Origin of the sequence: Streptomyces sp. LS1784 (assembly GCF_020103755.1) — a bacterium.
Lineage (GTDB): Bacteria > Actinomycetota > Actinomycetes > Streptomycetales > Streptomycetaceae > Kitasatospora.
The window spans coordinates 1-22,091 of sequence record NZ_JAHSQD010000092.1 but is presented as its reverse complement, the minus strand read 5'-3'; the positions used below and the strand labels follow the sequence as shown (position 1 = coordinate 22,091).

At 72.0% G+C, this 22,091-nt stretch carries 22 protein-coding genes; 4 read left to right on the top strand and 18 right to left on the bottom strand.

What is annotated here, in order from left to right:
• The 12 genes from KS423_RS13955 to KS423_RS13900 form a co-directional block, all read right to left on the bottom strand.
• Nucleotides 1-315 (bottom strand): winged helix-turn-helix domain-containing protein (locus tag KS423_RS13955; protein WP_224278950.1); only part of this gene is annotated, 315 nt, incomplete at its 3' end.
• Between the two features lie 175 nt (nt 316-490).
• The gene (locus KS423_RS13950; RefSeq protein ID WP_224278948.1) at nt 491-1,201 is read right to left on the bottom strand and encodes a spermidine synthase; all 711 of its coding nucleotides are present in this window, start codon (nt 1,199-1,201) and stop codon (nt 491-493) included.
• 102 nt (nt 1,202-1,303) lie between these two features.
• Entirely contained in the window at nt 1,304-2,440 is a 1,137-nt protein-coding gene (locus tag KS423_RS13945; RefSeq protein ID WP_224278954.1) for a YeiH family protein, read from the bottom strand.
• 58 nt (nt 2,441-2,498) lie between these two features.
• Nucleotides 2,499-3,080: a cysteine dioxygenase family protein gene (locus KS423_RS13940; RefSeq protein ID WP_224278946.1), complete on the bottom strand. Its 582-nt coding sequence runs from the start codon at nt 3,078-3,080 to the stop codon at nt 2,499-2,501.
• A gap of 126 nt (nt 3,081-3,206) precedes the next feature.
• Entirely contained in the window at nt 3,207-4,112 is a 906-nt protein-coding gene (locus KS423_RS13935; RefSeq protein WP_224278944.1) for a LysR family transcriptional regulator, read from the bottom strand.
• Nucleotides 4,113-4,287: 175 nt separating this feature from the next.
• A complete protein-coding gene (locus KS423_RS13930) occupies nt 4,288-5,157 on the bottom strand; it encodes an amino acid ABC transporter permease (RefSeq protein ID WP_224278942.1) in 870 nt (289 codons plus the stop codon).
• A complete protein-coding gene (locus KS423_RS13925; protein ID WP_224278940.1) occupies nt 5,154-5,798 on the bottom strand; it encodes an amino acid ABC transporter permease in 645 nt (214 codons plus the stop codon). Before KS423_RS13925 ends, KS423_RS13930 begins: the two co-directional genes overlap by 4 nt.
• A 12-nt stretch (nt 5,799-5,810) precedes the next feature.
• Nucleotides 5,811-6,692: a glutamate ABC transporter substrate-binding protein gene (locus tag KS423_RS13920; RefSeq protein ID WP_224278938.1), complete on the bottom strand. Its 882-nt coding sequence runs from the start codon at nt 6,690-6,692 to the stop codon at nt 5,811-5,813.
• A 159-nt stretch (nt 6,693-6,851) separates the two neighbouring features.
• Nucleotides 6,852-7,580 carry an amino acid ABC transporter ATP-binding protein gene (locus KS423_RS13915; protein ID WP_224278952.1) on the bottom strand — a complete coding sequence of 243 codons (729 nt, stop codon included), beginning with the start codon at nt 7,578-7,580 and terminating at the stop codon, nt 6,852-6,854.
• A gap of 44 nt (nt 7,581-7,624) precedes the next feature.
• Complete coding sequence (locus tag KS423_RS13910; RefSeq protein ID WP_224278936.1) at nt 7,625-7,870, bottom strand: LapA family protein; 246 nt, start codon at nt 7,868-7,870, stop codon at nt 7,625-7,627.
• A gap of 165 nt (nt 7,871-8,035) precedes the next feature.
• Nucleotides 8,036-9,808 (bottom strand): ABC transporter ATP-binding protein, encoded by a 1,773-nt coding sequence (locus KS423_RS13905; RefSeq protein ID WP_224278934.1) that lies wholly within the window; start codon nt 9,806-9,808, stop codon nt 8,036-8,038.
• Between the two features lie 43 nt (nt 9,809-9,851).
• Nucleotides 9,852-11,627, bottom strand: coding sequence for an ABC transporter ATP-binding protein (locus KS423_RS13900; protein ID WP_224278932.1), 1,776 nt, complete (start codon nt 11,625-11,627; stop codon nt 9,852-9,854).
• Between the two features lie 562 nt (nt 11,628-12,189).
• On the opposite strand from KS423_RS13900, the gene KS423_RS13895 reads away from it, so the two are divergent.
• Nucleotides 12,190-13,053 carry an aldo/keto reductase gene (locus KS423_RS13895; RefSeq protein ID WP_224278930.1) on the top strand — a complete coding sequence of 288 codons (864 nt, stop codon included), beginning with the start codon at nt 12,190-12,192 and terminating at the stop codon, nt 13,051-13,053.
• 179 nt (nt 13,054-13,232) lie between these two features.
• Here KS423_RS13895 and KS423_RS13890 read toward each other — a convergent pair whose 3' ends face one another.
• Entirely contained in the window at nt 13,233-14,129 is an 897-nt protein-coding gene (locus tag KS423_RS13890) for a MarR family winged helix-turn-helix transcriptional regulator (protein ID WP_224278928.1), read from the bottom strand.
• Nucleotides 14,130-14,503: 374 nt separating this feature from the next.
• Here KS423_RS13890 and fabG point away from each other — a divergent pair, with 374 nt between their 5' ends.
• Together fabG and KS423_RS13880 are read left to right on the top strand one after the other, a co-directional pair.
• Nucleotides 14,504-15,271 carry a 3-oxoacyl-ACP reductase FabG gene (fabG, locus tag KS423_RS13885; RefSeq protein WP_224278926.1) on the top strand — a complete coding sequence of 256 codons (768 nt, stop codon included), beginning with the start codon at nt 14,504-14,506 and terminating at the stop codon, nt 15,269-15,271.
• 378 nt (nt 15,272-15,649) lie between these two features.
• The gene (locus tag KS423_RS13880) at nt 15,650-16,312 is read left to right on the top strand and encodes a phosphatase PAP2 family protein (protein WP_308020185.1); all 663 of its coding nucleotides are present in this window, start codon (nt 15,650-15,652) and stop codon (nt 16,310-16,312) included.
• A gap of 68 nt (nt 16,313-16,380) precedes the next feature.
• Here the strand turns inward: KS423_RS13880 and KS423_RS13875 are convergent, their stop codons facing one another.
• On the bottom strand, nt 16,381-16,632 hold the full coding sequence (locus KS423_RS13875) for an I78 family peptidase inhibitor (protein WP_224278924.1): 252 nt from the start codon (nt 16,630-16,632) through the stop codon (nt 16,381-16,383).
• A gap of 75 nt (nt 16,633-16,707) precedes the next feature.
• On the opposite strand from KS423_RS13875, the gene KS423_RS13870 reads away from it, so the two are divergent.
• Nucleotides 16,708-16,980: a DUF6343 family protein gene (locus KS423_RS13870; protein ID WP_224278922.1), complete on the top strand. Its 273-nt coding sequence runs from the start codon at nt 16,708-16,710 to the stop codon at nt 16,978-16,980.
• Between the two features lie 71 nt (nt 16,981-17,051).
• Here KS423_RS13870 and KS423_RS13865 read toward each other — a convergent pair whose 3' ends face one another.
• The 4 genes from KS423_RS13865 to KS423_RS13850 all read right to left on the bottom strand — a co-directional run.
• Complete coding sequence (locus tag KS423_RS13865) at nt 17,052-18,452, bottom strand: aspartate aminotransferase family protein (protein ID WP_224278920.1); 1,401 nt, start codon at nt 18,450-18,452, stop codon at nt 17,052-17,054.
• Nucleotides 18,442-20,352, bottom strand: a complete 1,911-nt coding sequence (dxs, locus tag KS423_RS13860; RefSeq protein ID WP_224278918.1) for a 1-deoxy-D-xylulose-5-phosphate synthase — start codon at nt 20,350-20,352, stop codon at nt 18,442-18,444. Before dxs ends, KS423_RS13865 begins: the two co-directional genes overlap by 11 nt.
• Nucleotides 20,353-20,503: 151 nt before the next feature.
• On the bottom strand, nt 20,504-21,532 hold the full coding sequence (hpnH, locus tag KS423_RS13855; protein ID WP_224278916.1) for an adenosyl-hopene transferase HpnH: 1,029 nt from the start codon (nt 21,530-21,532) through the stop codon (nt 20,504-20,506).
• A gap of 2 nt (nt 21,533-21,534) precedes the next feature.
• Nucleotides 21,535-22,091: hypothetical protein (locus KS423_RS13850; protein ID WP_224278914.1), on the bottom strand; the 557-nt coding region annotated here is incomplete at its 5' end.

Here is a 22,091-nt window from a genome sequence, read left to right as displayed (position 1 = left end):
CTGCGCCACCGGCCGCGCTTCCCGCCGCGCCGCCGGTTCGGACACCTGCTGCTGCGCCCGCCGGAGTTCGCGGGGCCGGGCGGCCGCCGCGGCCGGCTTCCCTGCCACCACCGTGCCCACCCCCGGGACGGCCCGGACGAGCCCTTCCTCCCGCAGGCGGTTCAGCGCCTTGGTCGCCGTGGCCATCGCGACGCCCCACTCCTGGGTGATCCGCCGGGTGGACGGCACCCGCGCCCCCGGCGCCAACTCCCCTGCCGCGATGCGCCGTCGGAGCTCGGCCGCGATCCGCTCCGAGGGACTCCCGCTCTCAGCCACCCAACCCCACCGCCGACCTGCCGCCCAACTGCCCTACTACCGATCGAAGTTGACGCACGCAGCAGTAACCGCCGGCCACCACCGCCAGGTCCACGCGCACTCCGGCCCCACCCACCCGGCCCGAACCCGGCTGAACCCGACCCGCGCCCGACCCCGGCCCGGTCCGCGTCCGCCCTCAGCCCGCCCGCCGGGCCAGGTGCACCACGTCCGGCACCCCCCGGGCCACCTGGACCTCGTGCGTCGCCACGTCCGAGAACCCTGCCGCCCGCAGCGCCTCCTCGAAGGCCGGCGAAGGCTGCGCGCTCCACACGGCCAGCACCCCGCCCGATCGCAGCCGGTGCCACAGCACCGCGAGCCCGTCCGCGCCGTACAGCCCGTCGTTGGATTCGGTGACGGTCCAGTCCGGCCCGTTGTCGATGTCCAGGCACAGCGCGTCGTAGCGCTCGCCGTCCGCCGCCGCGAGGTACTCCAGCAGGTCGGTGTGGAGCACCTCGACCCGATCGTCGTCCAGTGCACCGCCCGAGAAGGCGCCGAGCGGGCCGGTCCGGTGCCAGTCGATGATCGCGGCCTCCCGCTCGACGACGGCGATCCGGCCCCAGCGCGGCTCGGCCGACGCATACGCCAGCGAGAAGCCGACCCCGAGGCCCCCGATCAGCACCGACGGCCGCTCTGCAGGCCCGCCCGTACGGTCCAGCTCGTCCAGCGCCGCCTGGATCAGCAGCCGCTCCGAGCGCCCGTCGGCGGTGTCCATCAGGAAGCAGCCGTTGGCGATGATCTCGAAGTCCCGACCGCGTTGCCGGAGCACCACCTCGCCGTACGGGCCCTCCCGTCGGTCGAGCGTGACGACGGCCTCGTGGCCGTCACGTTCGGGCAGTGCGGTGGTCATCCGTCCTCCATGGCGGACTCGGGCGAACTCGGCTGCGGGGCCACCACGGTACGGGCGGGGTGGACACCCGCCCGACAATAGCCGAGTCCGTCCCCGGGTCCGTCACGTCGTGACCAGCACCCCCGCGTACGAGACGCCCGCGACGACCACCCAGGATCCGAGCCCGAGCAGGGCGATCCGCCCGCCGGTACGAGCCATGGTCGGCAGGTGCACCGCACTGCCGAGACCGAACAACGCGGCGGCCAGCAGCAGTTCCTGGGTGTCCGCAGCCAGGCCGAGCACGCGCTCCGGCAGCACCCCGGTGGTCCGCAGGACGATCATCGCGAGGAACCCCGCCACGAACAGCGGCACGATCGGCGGACGACTGCCGGTCTCCACCGACTTCTCACTCGACTTCTCACCCGGCCTCAATCCCGAGTTCGAGCGCGAGTCCGAACCCGAGTCCGAGTTCGCTTCCGACGCCACCTGACCCGCCCCGCCCGTCACCGGAGCCGCCACGGCAGCCTCCACCGGGACCGCCACCCGCGCCGCCCGCAGGTTCCGCCGCACCACGACGGCCACCCCCGCGACCAGCGGCGCCAGCAGCACCACGCGCATCAGCTTGACCAGCACCGCCTCCCGCAGCGCCCCGGCCCCGCCGGTCTGCGCGGTGGCGACCACCTGTCCGACGTCGTGCACACTCGCCCCGACCCAGCGCCCGAACTCCAGCTCGCCGAGACCGAGCGGGTGCTGGAGCAACGGCAGCACGGCGATCGCCAGCGTCCCGCACAGGGTGACCAGCGCCACCGAGGCGGCGACGTCCTCCTCCTCGCTGCCCGCCGCCTGGCTGACCGCACCGATCGCCGAGGCCCCGCAGATCGAGTATCCGGTGGCGACCAGCAGCGGCTGGTCCCCGGGAAGGCCGAGCCGCCGGCCCATCCAGAGCGTGCCCGCGAAGGTGGCCGCGACCACGGCGAGCACCATGGCGACGGTGGCCCAGCCGAGGCCGAGCACGTCGTCCAGGCTGAGCTTGAGCCCGAGCAGCACGATCCCGAGCCGCATCAGCCGCTTCCCGGCCGTGGACAGCCCCGGCCGGGCGATCCCGCGGACTACCGGGCGCAGCCCGGGCAGGTGGGCCGCCACCATGCCGAGCACGACGGCGGCGGTGAGCTCGGGCACGGCCGGCACCAGCGCGTGGACGCCCAGGGCGGCGGCCACCCCGAGGGCCGCGAGCAGCAGCCCGGGGGCGTCCCCGCGCATCGGGGGCAGCGAGCGGGTACCGGCGACGCGGTGCCGGAGGGTCAGTGCCACGCCGCGCTCACCGCTGCTGGTCGGCGGGCAGCCGGTAGACCCGCCGGATGCTGGTGCCGAGCCGCGAGACGTCCGCGCCGTAAACGTGGATGGAGATCGCCGTGCTGCTACAGGAGTTGCGCACCAGGTGGATGTCGCCGGGCGGGGCGAAGGCGGCCACCGTGCCGGCCGGGCCGGCCACGTGCTCGGTCTCGACCAGCCGGGCGGTCTGGCCGTCGGAGACCAGCCGGTAGCGGGTCTCGCTCTCCTGCCCCTGGTGGACGCCGGCCACGCACCAGGAGACGTGGTCGTGGATCGGGGTCTGCTGTCCGGGCAGCCAGACCAGGGCGACGACGGAGAAGCTGCCGTCCTCCTCGGCGTGCAGCACGTGCTGGCGGTAGCGCTGCGGGTCGCCCTCGCACTGGGCGGGGGTGAGCAGCGCGTCGGGCCCGTCCTGGCCGGCGTGCAGGTGCGGGGCGAGGCGCTCGCCGACCAGGTAGGCGGTGAGCTCAGGCGGGAGTCCGCGGTCCACGACGGCGCGGATCTCACTGATCAGCGCGGTCATCCGCTCGGTGAGCCGGTCGCTGCCGACCGTGGCTGAGGGTCTCATACCAGCAGGTTCGAGCCTACCGACCCATCACGTCCAAGGAGGGTTTATAAGCAACCTCCCCATCAACGCTTATATGTCAGTAGCCGGCGGTCCCCAACCGGGCAACCCCCGGTCGGCGATCGGCGGTCAACACCCCACCCGGCTCGCCGCTGCCTGCCGCAGGTGGTCCAGCACCAGCCCGGTGGCCGGGATCCGGCGGTGCTCGCGCAGTACGTACGCGCTCACCTGCCGCCGCAGGTGCGGTTCGACGGACCGCCCGGTGACCTTGCGGTGGCACATGAAGGAGAGCACCAGCGCCGGCATCAGCGCGATCCCGACCCCGGCGGCGACGAGCGACTGCACCGCGAGGTTGTCGTCCGTGGAGAACACGATGTCCGGCGCGAAGCCCTCCTCCGCGCAGACGTGCAGCAGGTTGGCCCGGCAGCGCGGACAGCCGGCGATCCAGCGTTCGCCGCCGAGGTCGGCCAGCCGTACGGCGTGCCGGCGCCCGAGCGGGTGCCCGACCGGCAGCAGTACCGTGAGCAGGTCCTCCATCAGCGGGATCTCGTCCAGGCCCTCCGGCACCTCGGTGGCCCCGCCCGGGTAGCGGAAGGCCAGCGCGATGTCGCACTCCCCGCGCAGCAGCCGCTGGACGGAGTCCGGCGGCTCGGCCTCCAGCAGCTCGACCCGCACGCCGGGGTGCTCGGCCAGCAGCCGGGCCATCGTCTCGGGTATCAGGGTGGCGTTGGCGCTGGGGAAGGCGCAGACCCGCACCCGCCCGGCGCGCAGCCGGGCGAGCGCGGCGAGCTGCTTCTGGGCGGCGGACATGCTGCCGAGGATCAGCTCGGCGTGCCGGGAGAGCGCCTCGCCGGCCTCGGTGAGCCGCAGTCCGCGCCCCTCCCGGGTGAAGAGCGGGACGCCGACGGTGCGTTCGAGCGCCTTCATCTGCTGGGTGATGGCGGGCTGGGTGTAGCCGAGTTCGCGGGCGGCGGCCGAGTAGGAGCCTGCCCGGACGACCTCGCGGAACGTCCTGATGTGCCGCGAATCGAACACCGGCTCCATGATCCCTCCCACCCGCTCGTCCGTCCTCGGTCCCGCATCGACGTCATCGCAGGGGCGCATCAGCCCTGCTGCGGCCTCCCCTCGATGCCCGAGAATCATAAGAGGAATTTGGAGGTATCGACCCCGACCCCACCCGTACCTATGGTTCAGCCTCGAACCAGCCCTCTCACTGCTGTGCCGACGGCGGCAGTCCCATCGACACCCCGGCCGTGACGACCGGCGCCCCGCCACGCGCGCTGGGGCTGCGCCGGCTGCGCCGCTCCACGAAGCGGGCGAGCCACGAGAGCAGCAGACACATGCCGATGTAGATCGGCGCGATCACCATCACCACCGGGATGAACGGCAGGTCGTAGTCGAGGTTGGTGGCGATCAGCTTGCCCGCGTGCAGGAACTCCTCGTAGGTGATCAGGAAGCCCAGCGAGGTGTCCTTGAGCGCGACCACCAGCTGGCTGATGATGGCCGGCAGCATCGCCCGGTTGGCCTGCGGCACCAGCACGTACGTCATCACCTGGGTCTTGCGCATGCCCAGTGCGTACGCCGCCTCCCGCTGCCCCTTCGGCACCGCGAGCACGCCGGCCCGGAACACCTCGGCCAGCACCGACCCGTTGTAGAGCACCAGCCCGGTCACCAGCGCCCACAGCGGCTGCACCTTGAGGGCGACGAACACGAAGAAGATCATCACCAGCACCGGCATGGCCCGGAAGAACTCCACCACCAGCGTGGCCGACCAGCGCACCACCCGGTGGTCGGACAGCCGCCCGGCCGCGAACAGCGCGCCGAAGGGCAGCACGAACAGCACCGTCCAGCCGAAGGCCTTCAGGGTGTTCCCGAGCCCGCGCAGCAGCAACTCCTGCACGCCCCGGTACTCGAAGGCCATCCACTTCTCGTACGTGAACTGCTGGGTGTGGAACAGCATGTAGACGACCCAGCCGACCGCCGCCGCGATCAGCAGCAGCACGATCCCGCCGTACAACCGGTGGCGGGCGATCGCCTTCGGACCGGGGATGTCGTACAGTGCCGAGGATTCAACGGTCATCGGGACACCGCCACTCGTCGTTCCAGCAGGTTGAAGACGGCGCTGATGGCCAGGGTGATGATCAGGTAGCCGACGGCGATCCAGACGAAGGTCCAGACGATGCTGTAGCCCAGCTCGTTGATGGTCCGGTAGGTGCCCAGCAGTTCGGTGACGCTGAACGAACCGGCGATCGCCGTGTTCTTCGCCAGCGCGATCATCACGCTGCCGAGCGGCGCCACCACCGAGCGGTACGCCTGCGGCAGCACCACCAGGCCCATCGTCTGCCCGAAGCTCATGCCGAGGCTGCGGGCCGCCTCGCCCTGCCCGGGCGACACCGTGTTGATGCCCGAGCGCATCGACTCGCAGACGAAGGCCGAGGTGTAGCAGCCGAGCGCGAGCACCGCGAAGGTGAAGAAGGGCAGGGTGATGTCGAACCGGGGCAGGCCCAGCACCACGATGAAGAACAGCAGGGTCAGCGGCGTGTTGCGCAGCACCGTCACCCACGCGGTCCCGAACACCCGCAACGGCCTGACCGGTGAGACCCGGAAACTCGCGATCAACACGCCCAGCACCAGCGACAGCACGGCGCTCACCGCGAACAGCGAGAGCGTGCCGAGGAACCCCTCCCAGTAGGTCGACCAGTTGTCGGTCAGCGTTTTCACGGCGCGGCCCTCTCAGTACCGGTCGATCTGCGGCGGGTTCGGCGCCGGCTCCCCGGAGAGGCCGAGGGTCGCCTCGAAGGCCCTCTTCCAGTCGCCGTTCTGCATGTGGTGCTCCAGCCCGTCGTTGATCGCGGCGCGCAGCACGGTGTCGTTCTTCGGCACCCCGATCCCGTACGGTTCGGTCGAGAACAGCGGGCCGACCACCTTGAGCTCCTCCGGCACCTTGGCCGCGTAGCCGAGCAGGATCGCGTTGTCCGTGGTCACCGCGTCGACCTGGTTGGCGATCAGGTTGTCCACGCAGGCCGAGTAGGTGTCGTAGCCGATCAGCTTGGCCTTCGGGTACTTCGACTGGATGCGCTGGTACGACGTGGAGCCGGCCGCCGAACAGACCTTCTTGCCGTCCAGGTCCTCCGGACCGTGGATGGTGTCGTTGTTCCTGCGCACCAGCAGCGACTGCCCGGCGATGAAGTACGGGCCGGCGAAGCCGACCAGCTTCTTCCGGTTGTCGTTGATGGTGTACGTGCCGACGTAGTAGTCCACCTGGCCGTTCTGCAGAGCGGTCTCGCGGTTGGCCGAGGCGATGGTCTTGAACTCGATCCGGTCCGGCGGGAAGCCCAGCGAGGCGCCGACCATCTTGGCGATCTCGATGTCGAAGCCGGAGTACTCGCCGGTGGCCGGGTTCCTCTGGCCCAGGTACGGCTGGTCCTCCTTGGCGCCGACCACCAGGTGGCCCCGGCTGCGGGCGGCGTCCAGGGTCGGCGAGCCGGTGATCGCGGAGGCGTCCTGCACCTGGTAGCTGGGCAGGGCGCTGGGCTGCGGGCCCTTGGGCGGCGGGGTGCCGGGCTTGCCGCAGCCCGCGACCAGAGCGGTGAACAGCAGGGCGGCGGCGAGCACGCGCTTCCCCGCCCGCGCGACGGGCCTCGCCGCAGGCCTCGTCTCAAGCCTCGCCACGGGCGGCGTCCCGGGCGGCGTCACGGACGTCGCCTCAGACCTCGTCACGGACGTCGTCGCGGGCCTCGCCTCGGGCGTCGTCTCACGGTTCACGGCGCCGCCTCAGTGCTTCAGGATCTTGGACAGGAAGTCCCGGGCGCGATCGCTCTCAGGAGCGCTGAAGAAGGCCTCCGGGGCACGGTCCTCGACGATCCGGCCGTCGGCCATGAACACCACCCGGTTCGCGGAGGCCCGGGCGAAGCCCATTTCGTGGGTGACCACGACCATCGTCATGCCCTCGCTCGCGAGCTGGCGCATGACGTCCAGCACCTCGTTGATCATCTCGGGGTCGAGCGCCGAGGTGGGCTCGTCGAACAGCAAGGCCTTGGGATCCATCGCCAGCGCCCGGGCGATCGCGACCCGCTGCTGCTGCCCGCCGGAGAGCTGCGCCGGGTACTTGCCGGCCTGTCCGGCGAGGCCCACCCGCTCCAGCAGCGCGCGGGACTTGGTGTCCGCCTCCGCCTTGGGCCGGCCGCGGACCTTGACCTGCGCGAGCGAGACGTTCTGCAGCACGGTCTTGTGCGCGAACAGGTTGAAGGACTGGAACACCATGCCGACCTCGGCACGCAGCCTGGCCAGGCCCTTGCCCTCCTCGGGCAACGGTTGGCCGTCGATCAGGATGGTGCCGTCCTCGATCGGCTCCAGCCGGTTGATCGCCCGGCAGAGCGTGGACTTGCCCGAACCGGACGGGCCGATGATCACGACGACCTCGCCGCGCCCGACCGTCAGCTCGATGTCCTGCAACACGTGCAGGTCCCCGAAGTACTTGTTGACCCCGCGCATCTCGATCAGCGGGGTGAAGGACGAGGCGATCGGGGCCGACCCGGGGGCTGTGGTCACCTGTTGCGCCGTCCCTTCAGCAGCCAGCCCAGCACGCTGCCCGCGATCAGCGTGGCCAGCAGCGCGATCCAGAGCGGCGCGGTGACGGTGAAGACCCAGAACTGGATCTTCACCTTGTCGAGGTTGGCGAACAGGAACCACACGGCGAGGATGACGATGACGGCGATCCCGATGTAGCGCGTGGGAATCCCGCCGATCTCACCGCGCGAAGAACGGGACGAGCCGCCTGAAGTCTTGGTCACCGGAGCAGTCTGCGGGCCGGACGGCTGATTTGCCCGGTTACGCGCCCTTCCGGGCCAGGGAGTAACCCGTACGGGGCAACGCGGCCCCGTACGGGTTTGAAACGCTCCGACCCAATTCCGGACCATCGGTCCGGACGGCCGCGGGAGCGGCCGAGGCCACGGCCGCTACCGCTCGTCCCGCCAGGACCGCCAGAGCGCCGCGTACGGACCGCCCGCCGCGACCAGGTCCGGGTGGCTGCCGTACTCGCTGATCCGCCCGCCCTCGACCACGGCGATCACGTCCGCGTCGTGCGCGGTGTGCAGCCGGTGGGCGATGGCGATGACCGTCCGGCCCTCCAGCACCCGGGAGAGCGAGCGCTCCAGGTGGCGGGCGGCCCTGGGGTCCAGCAGGGAGGTGGCCTCGTCCAGCACCAGGGTGTGCGGATCGGCCAGCACCAGCCGGGCCAACGCCAGTTGCTGGGCCTGCGGCGGGGTCAGCGAGGTGCCACCGGAGCCGACCTCGGTGTCCAGGCCCTCCGGCAGGGCGTCCACCCAGGACCCGGCGTCCACCGCGTCCAGCGCGGCCCGCAGCTCGGTGTCGTCAGCGTCGGGCGCGGCCAGCCGCAGGTTGTCCCGCAGGGTGCCGACGAAGACGTGGTGCTCCTGGTTCACCAGGGCGACCTCCGCGCGCACCCGCTCGGCCGGCATCCGCGCCAGCGCCGCCCCGCCGAGGGTCACGCTACCGCGGCCGGGGGCGTAGATCCCGGCCAGCAGCCGGCCGAGGGTGGACTTGCCCGCGCCGGACGGCCCGACCAGCGCGACCCGGCTGCCCGGGGCGACGTCCAGGCTGATCCCGTGCAGGACGTCGGCTCCCTCGTGGTAGCCGAACCGGACGTCCTTCGCCTCGACCCGACGGCCGTCCGGCCGGGCGGACTCGTCCCCCTCGTGCTCGGGCACCTCGCGCACGCCGACCAGCCGGGCCAGCGAGGCCTGGCCGATCTGGAGCTCGTCGTACCAGCGCAGGATCAGGTCCACCGGGCCGGTCAGCATCTGCGCGTAGAGCACGCCGGTGGTCAACTGGCCCACGGTGATCCAGCCCTGGAGGGTGAACAGCCCGCCGAGCACCATCGTGGCGAGCACCGCCGAGGTGTAGACCGCGTCGATGGTCGGGAACCAGACCGAGCGCAGCCACAGGGTGTACCGCTCCCAGGCCAGCCACTCGCTCAGCTTGCGGTCGGTCAGCCGGACCCTCTGGTCGCCCAGCCGCAGCGCCTCGACCGTCCGCCCCGCGTCCACCGTCTCGGCCAGCACGTTGCTCACCGCCGCGTACCCGGCCGACTCGCTGCGGTAGGACTGCGGCGCCCGCCGGAAGTACCAGCGGGAGCTGACCAGCAGCAGCGGCAGCCCGACCAACGAGGTCATCGCGAGCGGCGGCGAGGTGACCAGCAGCGCGCCGACCACCAGAAGCAACGACACCACGGCGACCGCGAGTTCGGGCACCGCCTCGCGTACCGACTTGTCCAGCCGGTCGATGTCGGTGGTGCCCCGGGAGACCAGGTCCCCGGTGCCGGCCCGCTCCAGCACACCTGTCGGCAGGGCCACCGAGCGGACCAGGAAGTCCTCCCGCAGGTCCGCCAGCACCCGCTCGCCGAGCACCGCACCGCGCATCCGCGACCAGCCGGTGAACGCCGCCTGCGCCACCAGCGCCAGCAGGTACCAGGCGACCACCACCGCGACGGTGGACCCGGCGGTGCCGGTGGCCAGCGACTCGACCAGACGCCCCAGCACCCAGGGCCCGACCAGCCCGGCCACCGTGGCCACCGAGTGCAGCGTCACCACCGCGGAGAACCCGGCGCGGTGCCGCCGCGCGAGCAGCAGCAGGTACCCGCGCACGGCGGCCGGGGAGCCGACCGGCAGGGTGGCGGCCGGCCCCTGTTCCTCCTGGACGGGGGGCTTCATGACGTACTCCTCGCGTGCGTGGCAGGGAAGTTGACGGCGGTCCTCATACGGCCTCACCCACCGGACGGGCCGCTTCCTCGTCGCGGGTGACCACGGCCCGGTAGGCCGGCTCGGTCCGCATCAGCTCGCGGTGCCGCCCGGCCGCGACGACCCGGCCCTCCTGCAGCAGCACCACCCGGTCCGCCTGATCGAGCAGCAGCGGACTGGTCGCGAACACCACCGTGGTGCGCCCCGCCCGGGTGTCCCGCAGCCCGGACGCGATCCTCGACTCGGTGTGGGCGTCCACCGCGCTGGTGGGCTCGTCCAGCACCAGCACCGGCGGGTCGGCCAGCAGTGCGCGGGCCAGGGCGAGCCGTTGGCGCTGCCCGCCGGAGAGCGAGCGTCCGCGCTCGGTGATCCGGGCACGCATCGGGTCTCCCCCGCACTCCGGCGAGCCCTCCACCAGGGCCTCCAGCACGTCGTCGGACCGGGCCGCCGCCAGGGCCGCGGGAGCCGGGACCCGCCCCGAGGACGGGATGTCGAACAACTCGGCCAGCGTGCCGGAGAGCAGCACCGGCTCCTTGTCGTGGACCAGCACCGCCGCCCTGGCCTCGGACAGCGGCACCGCGTCCAGCTCGGTGCCGCCGAGCCGCACCGAGGCCTGTGCCCGTTCGCCCTCGGCCGTCGGGACGTGACCGCCGAGCCGCTCGGCCAGCGCGCCGGCGAAGTCCGCGTCTCCACAGACCACCGCGGTCAGCTCGCCGGCCCGCGCGGTCAGCCCGCTCGCCGGGTCGTGCAGGTCGGCCTTGTCCGGCCGGGCCAGCGAGGCCTCGGCGGTGCCGCCGGTGCGGCTGAGCGAGAGCACCCGAACGGCCCGCCCGGCGGAGACCCGGGCCACGCTCCAGGCGTGCGCCGCCTCGCCCAGGATGCGCAGCGGAGCGGCCAGGAAGGCCGTCGCGCCGTACACCGCGATCAGGGTGCCGACGGCGAGCTCGCCGGAGGCCACCAGCCGGGCGCCGTACCAGGTGACGCCGACCACGAACAGACCGGGCAGCAACACCTGCTGCGCCTGCATCAGCGACCAGATCCGGGCCGAACGGACGGCCGCCGCCCGGACCTCCTGGGAAGCCGCCCGGTACCGCTCCAGGAACAGCTCCTCGCCGCCGATGCCGCGCAGCACCCGCAGCCCCGCGACCGTGTCGGCGGCCAGATCGGTGGCCTTGCCGCCGAGGGCGCGCTGCTGCTCGTAGCGCCGCTCGAAGGGCCCGATCAGCGGCCAGACGGAGGCCGCCAGCACCGGGACGCCGAGCAGTACGCCGATCCCGAGCACCGGATCGACCGTGAACACCACCGCGCTGACGGCCAGCCAGACGACCACCGCGGACCGGACCCGGGCGATCAGCTCGACGTACCAGCCGATCCGCTCGACGTCCCCGCTGCCGACCGCGACGACCTCGCCGGTGGCGATCCGACGCGACAGGCCGGCCCCGAGGTGCGAGGCCTGCCGGGCCACCAACTGCCGTACGTGGGTGGCCGCGTGAATCCAGTTCCAGACTGCCTGACGATGTGTCAGAACGGTGCCGAGCGCGGCGCCCGCGCCCAGCAGGAGCAGGAACCCGCCGGCCCGCCAGATCCCGCCGGCGTCGCCGTCCACGGCGGCCTGCACGCCGTACCCGAGCGGTATCGGCAGGGCGGCCTGGCACCCCATCTCGATCAGCGTCCAGCAGGTGGCGAGCAGCTGCCCGCGCCGCTGGCTGCGCTGCAGCCAGCGCAGGAAGGCCAGGGGTGAGGAGAGATCGGGACTGCCGGGGTCGGCCAGCGGCAGGGGGGTGAGCAGCATGACACTCCGATACGGGCGGTGCGCAGGTGCGGAGGCACGGGGGCACAGGGGTACGGGGGGAGGCGCGGGAGTACGGGAGCGGGGCGCACGAGACGCCTCGGTGACGCACGCACGGCACGGGCAGCGGACGAACGACGGCCGAACGGCAGGACGGCCCGAACCGGCGGGCGGAGGACGCGCGGCGCGGCAGCACGGCGGCGGCGCGACGTCGACGATGCGTCCGGAGGAGGCACCGGACGGAGACGGGATGGGCACGAAGGGCCCCGAAAGTCAGGAGGTCATGGCCGCGAGCCTGCCAACCTCCCTGTGATCCGCGCAACAGGTTTTTCACCGCCGTCGAGCGCACTGGCCCTACACGCCCCCTGCACGCCGGGCCCGCACGCTCCCCGCGCCCCCGTACGTCCGCCGGCAGGGCGGTCCCGCCCCACCGTCAGCCGGCCGTCGCCCCGGGCAAACCCCCACAAAGCTTCACCCAAGATTCGCCCGTTCGGCGGGAACAATCACACCCGGACACCAGTTGCCCCACTGGAACCACAGGACAATCAGGAGGGCACCCCTTCCCGTGAGCACCATCCCCACCGTCCCCCTCAACGACGGCGCACAGATCCCGCAGCTCGGCTTCGGCGTGTGGCAGGTCCCGGACGCCGAGGCCACCCCGGCCGTCCGCACCGCGATCGAGGCGGGCTACCGCTCCATCGACACCGCGGCCATCTACGAGAACGAGGCCGGCACCGGCGCGGCGATCACCGAGGCGCTGGCGGGCGGCGTGGCCCGTGAGGACCTCTACATCACCACCAAGCTGTGGAACTCGGGCACCCGCGACTGGTCCGGCGAGCAGGGCCGCGACGCGGTGCTTCGCGAGTTCGACGCCTCGCTGGCCAAGCTCGGCCTCGACCACCTCGACCTGTACCTGATCCACTGGCCGCGCCCGATGCACGGCAGCTTCCTGAACATCTGGAAGGCCTTCGAGCAGCTGAAGGCGGCCGGCCGGGTCAGGTCCATCGGCGTCTCCAACTTCGGCACCGAGCAGCTGACCCGCCTGCTGGACGAGGCCTCCGTCGCTCCGGCCCTGAACCAGGTCGAGCTGCACCCGTACTTCCCCCAGACGGAGCTGCGCGCCTTCCACGCCGAGCACGGCATCGCCACCGAGGCGTGGAGCCCGCTGGGCCAGGGCAAGGAACTGCTCGCCGAGCCCGCACTGGTGAAGATCGCCGAGAAGCACGGCCGCACGGTCGCCCAGGTGGTGCTGCGCTGGCACCTCCAGAGTGGTGTGATCGCCATCCCGAAGTCGGTCACCCCGTCCCGGATCCGCGAGAACCTGGACGTCACCGGCTTCGAGCTGGACGCCGAGGACCTCACGGCGATCGCCGCCGTGGCCACCGGCAAGCGGATCGGCCCGGACCCGCAGGACTTCGACTGGAACTGACGCCCGGCCCGGGGGCCCGGCCCCCGAGCCACCGAACCGCCTGACGGCCGGTCACACGAAGACCGCCCGCACCCCATGGGAGCGGGCGGCCTTCGGCATACCCCGATCCGCCAAAGCCCACGTCCATGGACCCTCAGCGTTTTGGCGAATCGTTTTGGCTACTGCGGCGAAATCTTGACCTAGAGCCTGCCCGCCTTCGCGATGAGCGCGAGCGCGGCCTCGTGCTCGCCCTCCTCCAGCGGGGCCAGCAGCAGCCGCTGGACCTCGGCCACCCCAGCGGCCGAGCGGTGCAGCAGGTCCTGTCCCGCCGGTGAGAGCGAGAGCAGGTTGCGCCGTCCGTCCGAGGGGTCGCGCCGGCGCTGCACCAGACCGCGGCGCACCAGCCGGCTGACCATCTCGGCCATCGTGGCCTTGTCCAGCGAGGCCAGCTCGCCGACCGTACGCTGGTCGGCGCCCGGTTCCAGCTCCAGTGCGTCCAGCACCGCGTACTGCGGAGCCGTCAGCTCGGCCCCCACGTGCTCCGACCAGAGCTTGGTGTGCACCTGCTGGCTCACCCTGATCAGGTAGCCGATCGCCCGCTGGGCGTCCAGTATCGGCCGCGCGTCGGCGATGACGGCGACCGCCGCGGGCTCCAGCCTGGCTATCTTGGCCATCACCCGGACGATCTCGACCTGTTCCTCCGCCGAGAGCGGCTCGAACAGGACGCGCTGCACACGGACCACACCACCGGTGGCCTCGCGCACCGCCTGGGCACCGCTCTGCGAGAGGGCCAACAGCTTTCGCCGGCCGTCGGCCGGGTCGCGCCTGCGCAGCACCAGGCCGCGGCGGACCAGCCGCGCGACCATCTCGGCCATCGTGGCCTTGTCGAGCGAGGCCCGCTCGCCGACCGTCCGCTGGTCCGCACCCGGCTCCAGGGCCAGGACCAGCAGCACGGCAAACTGCGGAGCCGTGAGATCGGCTCCGACGTGTTCGGACCACAAGCGGGTGTGAACCTGCTGTGCCACGCGAATGAGGTGTCCGGGCGACTGCTGCAGTCGCGCAGACACGCGGGTTGTCGGGATCTCCCCCAGCACCATGTATCCGTCCCGATGTCACACCCGGCGTGTGTGGGACACCCGGGTGGGGCAGTAACGGCGAGTGGGCGTCCAGCTATGAGGGAGGGCGCTCCAGCCGTGCAGCCGGTGGCTGCTGGCGGACACTATACAAACGGCGGGCCGTTGCTGGCAGGCAGGGGCGGATAGTAGACGCAGGTTCGGCAACATTGGCATATTTATGCGCTGCGAAGGCCTTGCAGTAACCCGTTCTCAGCAGAAAGCCGACCGGTCGGTCCTTACCCACCGTCACCTGCGTCTCTCCACCCTGGCCGCCCTCCCTACCCGCCGGTAGGGTGTGGCCACCCTCTCCGGGGGCTCTCCCCGGAGGGCAACCCCCGAGAGAGACGAGAGCGAGCATGACCGAGCAGAGCACCGCCCCCCGGGTCGCCGTCGTCACCGGCGGCGCCCGCGGCCTGGGCGCCGCCACCGCCGTCCGACTGGCCGCCGACGGCTACGCGGTCGCCGTCCTGGACCTGGACGAGGCGGCCGGCAAGGAGACCGTCGACCGGATCACCGCCGCCGGCGGCAAGGCGCTGGCCGTCGGCGCCGACGTCTCGGACGCCCAGCAGGTCCAGGCCGCCGTCGACCGCGTGGCCGCCGAGCTCGGCGCCCCGGTCGTCCTGGTGAACAACGCGGGCGTACTCCGCGACAACCTGATCTTCAAGATGTCCGAGTCCGACTGGGACACGGTCATGAACGTTCACCTCCGCGGCGCCTTCCTGATGACCCGCGCAGTGCAGAAGCACATGGTCGACGCCGGTTTCGGCCGCATCGTCAACCTGTCCTCGTCCTCGGCCCAGGGCAACCGCGGCCAGGCCAACTACTCGGCCGCCAAGGCCGGTCTCCAGGGCTTCACCAAGACTTTGGCCATCGAGCTGGGCAAGTTCGGCATCACGGCCAACGCCGTCGCCCCCGGCTTCATCGCCACGGACATGACAGCCGCCACCGCCGCCCGGGTCGGCATGGACTTCGAAGACTTCAAGCGGGCCGCAGCCTCTCAGATCCCGGTCCAGCGGGTCGGGCAGCCTGAGGACGTCGCCCACACCATCTCCTTCCTCGCGAGCGAGGGTGCCGGCTTCGTCTCCGGCCAGGTGATCTACGTCGCGGGCGGCCCCCTCGACTGAGCACGGAACCTACACAGGGTTACCACGGAGTGGGAAGCCGGGCACACCGGCCTCCCGCTCCGATCCCTTTACCGGGGCTTTTGCAGAATCATTCGACGACCACACTGACTTTCGATGCCGGAATAGCGGAAATCACCCCCCGGACCATCCCGGGTCGGCCCAATTGTCGATTTCCCGGGTAAATGACAATTACCACCGGAATAGCCCTGTCCGGCTGGGTAAGGTCACCCCGTGCAATCCAGAAGTACCCCCGCTCCCCTTCCGCGCCAGGAGCCGGATCGCCGGAGCACCGAAACCGGTCTCCGGGAACGCCCCCTCGCCCCCGGGCGCCCCCTCGCCTCGGTCGCGTCCGACCACCGCGAGCCCGGCTGGCCACCGATGAGCCGACGGCGGGCCGCCCTGCTCGCCGTCACCCTCGCCGGCTACCTGCTGGTGCTGGCCGGGGTCCTGCTCAACACCGCACTGGTCGACCTCGACTGGTCGGTCCGCCTGCTGCGCCCCTACGAGCGGTGGCCCCGGCTGGAGCCGCTGCTCGACACCTGGGTGGTCGCCGGGCAGCGCGGCCCCTCGGCGATCGCCGCCTTCGCCTGGCTCGGCTGGCGGGCCCACCGCCTCGGCCGGCTGCGTCCGCTGCTGGTCATGGGCATCGCGCTGTTGTTGCTCAACGTCACCGTCGGGGCGGTCAAGATCGTCACCGGCCGGCTCGGCCCGCACTACGCCCAGTACGTCGGCTCGCCCGAGCTCTTCTCCGGCGGCACCATCTTCCCCTCCGGCCACACCGCCAACGCGGTGGTCACCTGGGGCGTGCTCGCCTACCTCGCCGTCCGCTGGCGGCGCACCGGCGCGCTGATCGCTGCCGCCACCGCCTGCTCGATCGGCCTGACCACGGTCTACCTGGGCACCCACTGGGTCACCGACGTCCTGGCCGGCTGGGCCGCCGGGCTGCTCGTCCTGCTCTCCCTGCCGCTGCTGGAACCGCTGGTCGCCACCGCCGAACAGCGGCTGCGCCGACGCTTCGCCCGCCGGCACCTGCCCTGCTGAACCCGAGCCGCACCGGTTCCGACGAGCTGGACCGGGCGAGCCGAGTCCGCGCCGCGGGCGCGCTGGACCTACCCCTCCCAGCTGCGCTCGACCACACCGTTGCGCACCGCGAGGTTGAGCCGCCCCTGCCGGTACTCCATGGTCATCAGGTCCCCCGGCTCCAGCACCCGGACCGACGCCCAGCCGTGCCGCCGGGCCAGTTCCCGGGCCCGCTCGATCCGCAGCCCCGCGTACCCCTCGCCGTCCTGGCCCTGTGCGCCCGTGCCCGAGTCCGAGCCCGCCCCACCGGACCCCGCCCCCACCGCGTCCGAACCCGACATCGCGCCTCCCCGGCTCGCCTCCCCGGACGTACGCTGGAATCGTAGCCCGACCCACGCGGTCCGGAGGTGAACGGCATGCGCACCACCACCCCGCGACGATGGCGCAGCGGCACCGAGCCGGCCACCGCCCGCAGCGACCTCAAGCTCCGCTACCTGCTCTCACTCGTCTTCACACCGCTGTTCGCGCTGGCGACGGTGGGCTTCGCCGTCTGGGCGGCCGCCTCGCCCGCCTACGGCGCACCCAGCCGGGGCACCCTCACCGGCTTCGCCGTGGCCTGCGGCCTGCTCACCCTGTTCGCCGCCGTCGATCTCATGGTGGTCATCCGGCGTCGCCGGACCGAGCTCTGACGCGGTGTCTCCCATGGAGTGGGAAGTCGGCCCGGTCGACCTCCCACTCCGTGCCACCGGCCTCCCGGGCATCAGCGGCCGCCGACCGCCTGCTTGACCAGCGTCCGCCCGAAGTCCCACATCAGTCCGCTCCCCCGGTGGGCCTCGTCCATGATGTCGGTGAAGGCGTTCACGAACCGGTCCACATCGCGCTCGGTGATGATCAGTGGCGGGATCAGCTTGATCACTTCCAGGTGGTCCCCGGACACCTGGGTCAGGATGCGGTGCCGTTGCAGCAGCGGCACCACCACCATCTGCGCGAAGAGCCCCTTGCGCGCCGCCTGGAGCGCGGTCCAACCGGTGCGCAGCTTGAGCGACTTGGGCCGGCCGAACTCGATCCCGATCATCAGTCCGCGGCCGCGCACCTCGGCGAGCAGCTCGTACTTGTCCACCAGTGCGGCCAGCCGCTCGCGGAAGTGGTCGCCCACCTTGCGGGCGTTCTCCACCACCTGCTCGTCGCGCATGACCTCCAGGGTCGCCAGCCCGGCCGCCATGGCCTGGGCGTTGGACCCGAAGCTGGCCGAGTGCACCAGCACCCGGTCCATCGAGGAGTACACCTTCTCGAAGATCCAGCTCTTGCCGAGCGTCGCCCCGACCGGCACGTACCCGCCGGACAGTGCCTTGGCCGCGCAGACCAGGTCGGGCAGCACGCCGTCCTCGTGCTGGTAGGCGAAGAACACGCCGGTGCGGCCGATGCCGGTCTGCACCTCGTCGCAGATCAGCAGCGCCCTGTGCTCGTGCAGCAGGGCCTGGGCGGCCCGCAGCCAGCCGGGCGGCGGCGCCTGGACGCCCTTGCCCTGGATCGGCTCGACGATCAGCCCCGCGACGTCGCCGCGCTTCAACTCCTTGGCCAGTGCGCCGAGGTCGCCGAGCGGGATGGCGGTGTCCGGCAGCAGGGGGTCGAAGCCCTTGCGGAAGCCGCTCTCCCCGTTGACCGAGAGCGAGCCGGTGGTCAGTCCGTGGAAGGCGTGGTCGGCGTAGAGGATCCGCCGACGTCCGGTGGCGTACCGGGCGAACTTGAGCGCGGTCTCCACCGCCTCGGTGCCGCTGTTGCCGAAGAACACCCGATCCAGTCCGGGTGCGTGGGACAGCAACCGCTCGGCCAGCAGGCCGGGCAGCGGCGAGCAGTCGAAGCGGAGCAGGTCCGGAAGGTCGAGGTCCATCACCTGCTGGATCGCCGAGCGCACCACCGGGTGGTGGCGGCCGAGCGCGAAGATGCCGAAGCCGGCCAGCATGTCGAGGTACTCGTTGCCCTCGGCGTCGTAGAAGTACTGGCCCCGGGCGCGCTCGTAGTACTTGTCGAAGCCGATGGTGTGCAGCATCCGCGGCAGCTGCGGGTTGAGGTAGCGGCTCTGCAACTCGTAGCGCTCGCCGCCGCGTTCGGCGATCAGCGCGGCGAGGTCGAAGTCGGGGCGGTCTGGGTCAGCCGGCATGGCGCGGGTTCGCTCCTCGGGTCGGTAGCAGGTTCTTGGCAAAGACGGCGGTCTGGGCGGCGACTCCGGTCCCGGTCAGCCCGGCCTCCTCCAGGATCTCCCCGCGCGAGGCGTGGCCGAGGAACTCCTGCGGCAGGCCGAGCACTCGCATCGGCACGTCCACGTCGGCGTCGCGCAGCGCCTGGGCGACGGCCGAACCGACGCCGCCGGTACGACCGTTGTCCTCGACGGTGACCACCAGCCGGTGGGCGCCGGCCAGTTCGGTCAGCACCGGGTCGACCGGCTTGACCCAGCGCGGGTCGACCACGGTCGCGGTGAAGCCCTCGGCGAGCAGCAGCCGGGCCGCGTCCAGGCAGGCGGAGGCGGTGGCGCCGACCGCGACCAGCAGGATCTCCGGCGTCCGCCCGGTGCGCAGCAGCACGTCCACCCCGCCGATCCGTTCGACGGCCGGCACGGCGGGCCCGACGTTCCCCTTCGGGAAGCGCACGACGGTCGGGGCGTCCTTGACCTCGACGGCCTCGCGCAGCTGGACGCGAAGCTGTTCGGCGTCGCGCGGCGCGGCGAGCCGCAGTCCGGGGACGACCTGGAGGATCGACATGTCCCACATGCCGTTGTGCGAGGCGCCGTCCGGCCCGGTCACCCCGGAGCGGTCGAGCACGAAGGTGACGCCCAGTTTGTGCAGGGCGACGTCCATCAGGACCTGATCGAAGGCCCGGTTGAGGAAGGTCGCGTACACCGCGACCACCGGGTGGAGCCCGCCGGTGGCCAGCCCCGCCGCGCTGGTGACGGCATGCTGCTCGGCGATCCCGACGTCGAAGGTCCGCGCCGGGTAGGCCTTCGCGAACGGGGCCAGGCCCACCGGCTGGAGCATGGCCGCGGTGATCGCCACCAGGTCCGGCCGCGCGGCGCCGAGGGTGACCAGCTCGTCCCCGAACACCGAGGTCCAGGAGACGCCACCGCTGGGCGAGATCGGCAGGCAGGTGTACGGGTCGATCGGGTTGACGGCGTGGAAGCGGTCGGCCTCGTCCTGCTCGGCCGGCCGGTAGCCGCGCCCCTTGACGGTCAGGCAGTGCACGATGACCGGCCCGCCGAAGTTGCGGGCCTGGCGCAGCGCCTGCTCGACCGCGCCCAGGTCGTGGCCGTCGATCGGCCCGAGGTACTTGAGGCCGAGGTCCTCGAACATGCCCTGCGGGGCGAAGGCGTCCTTGAACCCCTTCTTGGCGCCGTGCAGCGCGTCGAAGATCGGCTGGCCGACCAGCGGGGTGCGCTGCAGGGCCTCCTTGCCGAGGGCGAGGAAGCGCTCGTAGCCCTGGGTCGTGCGCAGGGTGGCCAGGTGGTTGGCGAGACCGCCGATGGTCCTGGCGTAGGAGCGCTCGTTGTCGTTGACGACGATGACCAGCGGCCGGTCGCGGGCCTCGGCGATGTTGTTGAGCGCCTCCCAGGCGAGCCCGCCGGTGAGCGCGCCGTCGCCGATCACCGCGACGGTGTGCCGGTCGTGCTGGCCTAGCAGTCGGGCGGCCTTGGCCAGGCCGTCGGCGTAGGAGAGCGCGGTGGAGGCGTGCGAGTTCTCGACCAGGTCGTGCTCGGACTCGCCCCGCGACGGGTACCCGGAGAGGCCCCCGCGCATCCGCAGCCGGCTGAAGTCCTGGCGGCCGGTGAGCAGTTTGTGAACGTAACTCTGGTGGCCGGTGTCGAAGACGATCCGGTCGTACGGCGAGTCGAAGACCCGGTGCAGCGCGATCGTCAGCTCCACCACGCCGAGGTTGGGCCCGAGGTGGCCGCCGGTGCGGGTGACGGCGTCGATCAGGAAGTCGCGGATCTCGTCGGCGAGCAGCCGGATCTCGGCCGCCGGGAGCTTGCGCAGCTCGGCCGGGGACGTGACGCGGGAGAGCAGTGACATGGGTACACCTCACGACTCGGAGCGGTGCGGTGGTGCCTCCGCCCGGCCCGGGGACGGAGCCCGGCCTGGTTCGGGGACGGAGCCGACCCTGGCACGGAGGCCCGGGCTCGGAGGCCCGGGCCGGAGTGCCGGACTGGGGTCAACTCCCGGCTCAGCGGCCCTGGTTGCCGCTGACGGTCTCGGTGATGGCGCGCAGCGACTGCTGGAGCGAGCCCATGGTCGCGAGGACGGCCGTCGGCTCGTATCCGCAGTGGGCCATGCAGTTCTCGCAGCGCGGGTCCCTGCCTCGGCCGTACTTGCTCCAGTCGGTCTTCTCGACCAGTTCGCGGTAGGTCGGCACGTAGCCGTCGGCCATCAGGTAGCAGGGCCGCTGCCAGCCGAACAGCGAGTAGTTGGGGATGCCCCAGGGGGTGCACTCGAAGTCGGCCTTGCCCTCCAGGAAGTCCAGGAAGAGCGGGCTGTGGTTGAGCCGCCAGCGCTTGCGGTTGCCGCCTGCGAAGGCCTTGCGGAAGAGCTCCCTGGTCTGCTCGACGCCGAGGAAGTGCTCCTGGTCGGGGGCCTTCTCGTAGGCGTAGGCGGGCGAGATCATCATCTCGTCCACCTTGAGCTCGTCGTTGAGGTAGTCCAGCACCTCGATGACGGTCTGCGGGGTGTCGGTGTTGAAGAAGGTGCTGTTGGTGGTGACCCGGAAGCCGCGCCGCTTGGCCTCCTTGATCGCCGCCACCGCCTCGTCGAAGGTGCCCTCCTTGGCCACCGACTCGTCGTGCCGCTCGCGCATGCCGTCGATGTGCACGGCGAAGGTGAAGTACGGCGAGGGCGTGAACTTGTCGATCTTCTTGCGCAGCAGCAGCGCGTTGGTGCAGAGGAACACGTACTTGCGGCGCTCGACCAGCTGCCGGACGATCTCGTCGATCTGCGGGTGCATCAGCGGCTCGCCGCCTGCGATCGAGACCATCGGGGCACCCGACTCCAGGACCGCGCCGACCGCCTGGGCGACGGGCATCCGCTGCTTCAGGACACCCGCCGGGTGCTGGATCTTGCCGCAGCCCTCGCAGGCGAGGTTGCAGGCGAAGAGCGGTTCCAGCTCCACGATCAGCGGGAACTTGTCCCGGCGCTTGAGCAGCTTCTGCTGCATGAGGTAGGTGCCGACCCGCACGGTCTGGCGCAACGGCATGGCCATGGCTAGCTCGCCTCCTGGGGGAGCGTCGAGGATGTGGGGTGGTTCAGGTCTGCGGAGCCGGGCGCGCGCTCCTGCCGGTACCAGTCGACCAGGGCGGGTACCGTCGCCCGCAGGGTCCGCCACGCTCGCACCCCGGCCGGGAGGGTGCCGGGCCGCAGCAGCTCGTGCTCGGGCGTGTCCACCACCACCCGTAGGACGGCCGTCGGCAGCGTGGACCGCACCTCGCGCAGCGCGGCGAGGACGGCGGCGGCCTCCATGTCGACGGCGAGCGCACCCTGGAGGTGAAGCGCCCGCCGTTCGAGGCCGCGCACCACGTGGTCGGCGGTGTGGTGCACCCCGGTGTGCACGGTCAGGCCGCGCTCCTTCAGCGCCCGGCCGAGCTCCGCCCCGGAGTCGAGCGGGTACAGGTGGCCCTCGGCGTCGCGCACTCCGTCGGCGGCGACCACGTCACCGGGCAGCACGCCCGGGCCGAGCGCGGCACCGAAGCCGGCCACCACCACGGCGCCGTAGCCGGTGGGAGCGGAGCCGAGCAGCCGCCGGACGGCCAGCCCGGCGCGCC

Coding starts and splice junctions, on each gene's coding strand:
- KS423_RS13940 (WP_224278946.1), bottom strand. CDS start 3,080: ATGAGACCCTCAGCCACGGTCGGCAGCGACCGGCTCACCGAGCGGATG.
- KS423_RS13930 (WP_224278942.1), bottom strand. CDS start 5,157: ATGACCGTTGAATCCTCGGCACTGTACGACATCCCCGGTCCGAAGGCG.
- KS423_RS13880 (WP_308020185.1), top strand. CDS start 15,650: ATGAGCCGACGGCGGGCCGCCCTGCTCGCCGTCACCCTCGCCGGCTAC.
- KS423_RS13945 (WP_224278954.1), bottom strand. CDS start 2,440: ATGCGCGGGGACGCCCCCGGGCTGCTGCTCGCGGCCCTCGGGGTGGCC.
- dxs (WP_224278918.1), bottom strand. CDS start 20,352: ATGTCACTGCTCTCCCGCGTCACGTCCCCGGCCGAGCTGCGCAAGCTC.
- KS423_RS13890 (WP_224278928.1), bottom strand. CDS start 14,129: ATGGTGCTGGGGGAGATCCCGACAACCCGCGTGTCTGCGCGACTGCAG.
- KS423_RS13875 (WP_224278924.1), bottom strand. CDS start 16,632: ATGTCGGGTTCGGACGCGGTGGGGGCGGGGTCCGGTGGGGCGGGCTCG.
- KS423_RS13950 (WP_224278948.1), bottom strand. CDS start 1,201: ATGACCACCGCACTGCCCGAACGTGACGGCCACGAGGCCGTCGTCACG.
- KS423_RS13900 (WP_224278932.1), bottom strand. CDS start 11,627: ATGCTGCTCACCCCCCTGCCGCTGGCCGACCCCGGCAGTCCCGATCTC.
- KS423_RS13865 (WP_224278920.1), bottom strand. CDS start 18,452: ATGCCGGCTGACCCAGACCGCCCCGACTTCGACCTCGCCGCGCTGATC.
- KS423_RS13905 (WP_224278934.1), bottom strand. CDS start 9,808: ATGAAGCCCCCCGTCCAGGAGGAACAGGGGCCGGCCGCCACCCTGCCG.
- KS423_RS13870 (WP_224278922.1), top strand. CDS start 16,708: ATGCGCACCACCACCCCGCGACGATGGCGCAGCGGCACCGAGCCGGCC.
- fabG (WP_224278926.1), top strand. CDS start 14,504: ATGACCGAGCAGAGCACCGCCCCCCGGGTCGCCGTCGTCACCGGCGGC.
- hpnH (WP_224278916.1), bottom strand. CDS start 21,532: ATGGCCATGCCGTTGCGCCAGACCGTGCGGGTCGGCACCTACCTCATG.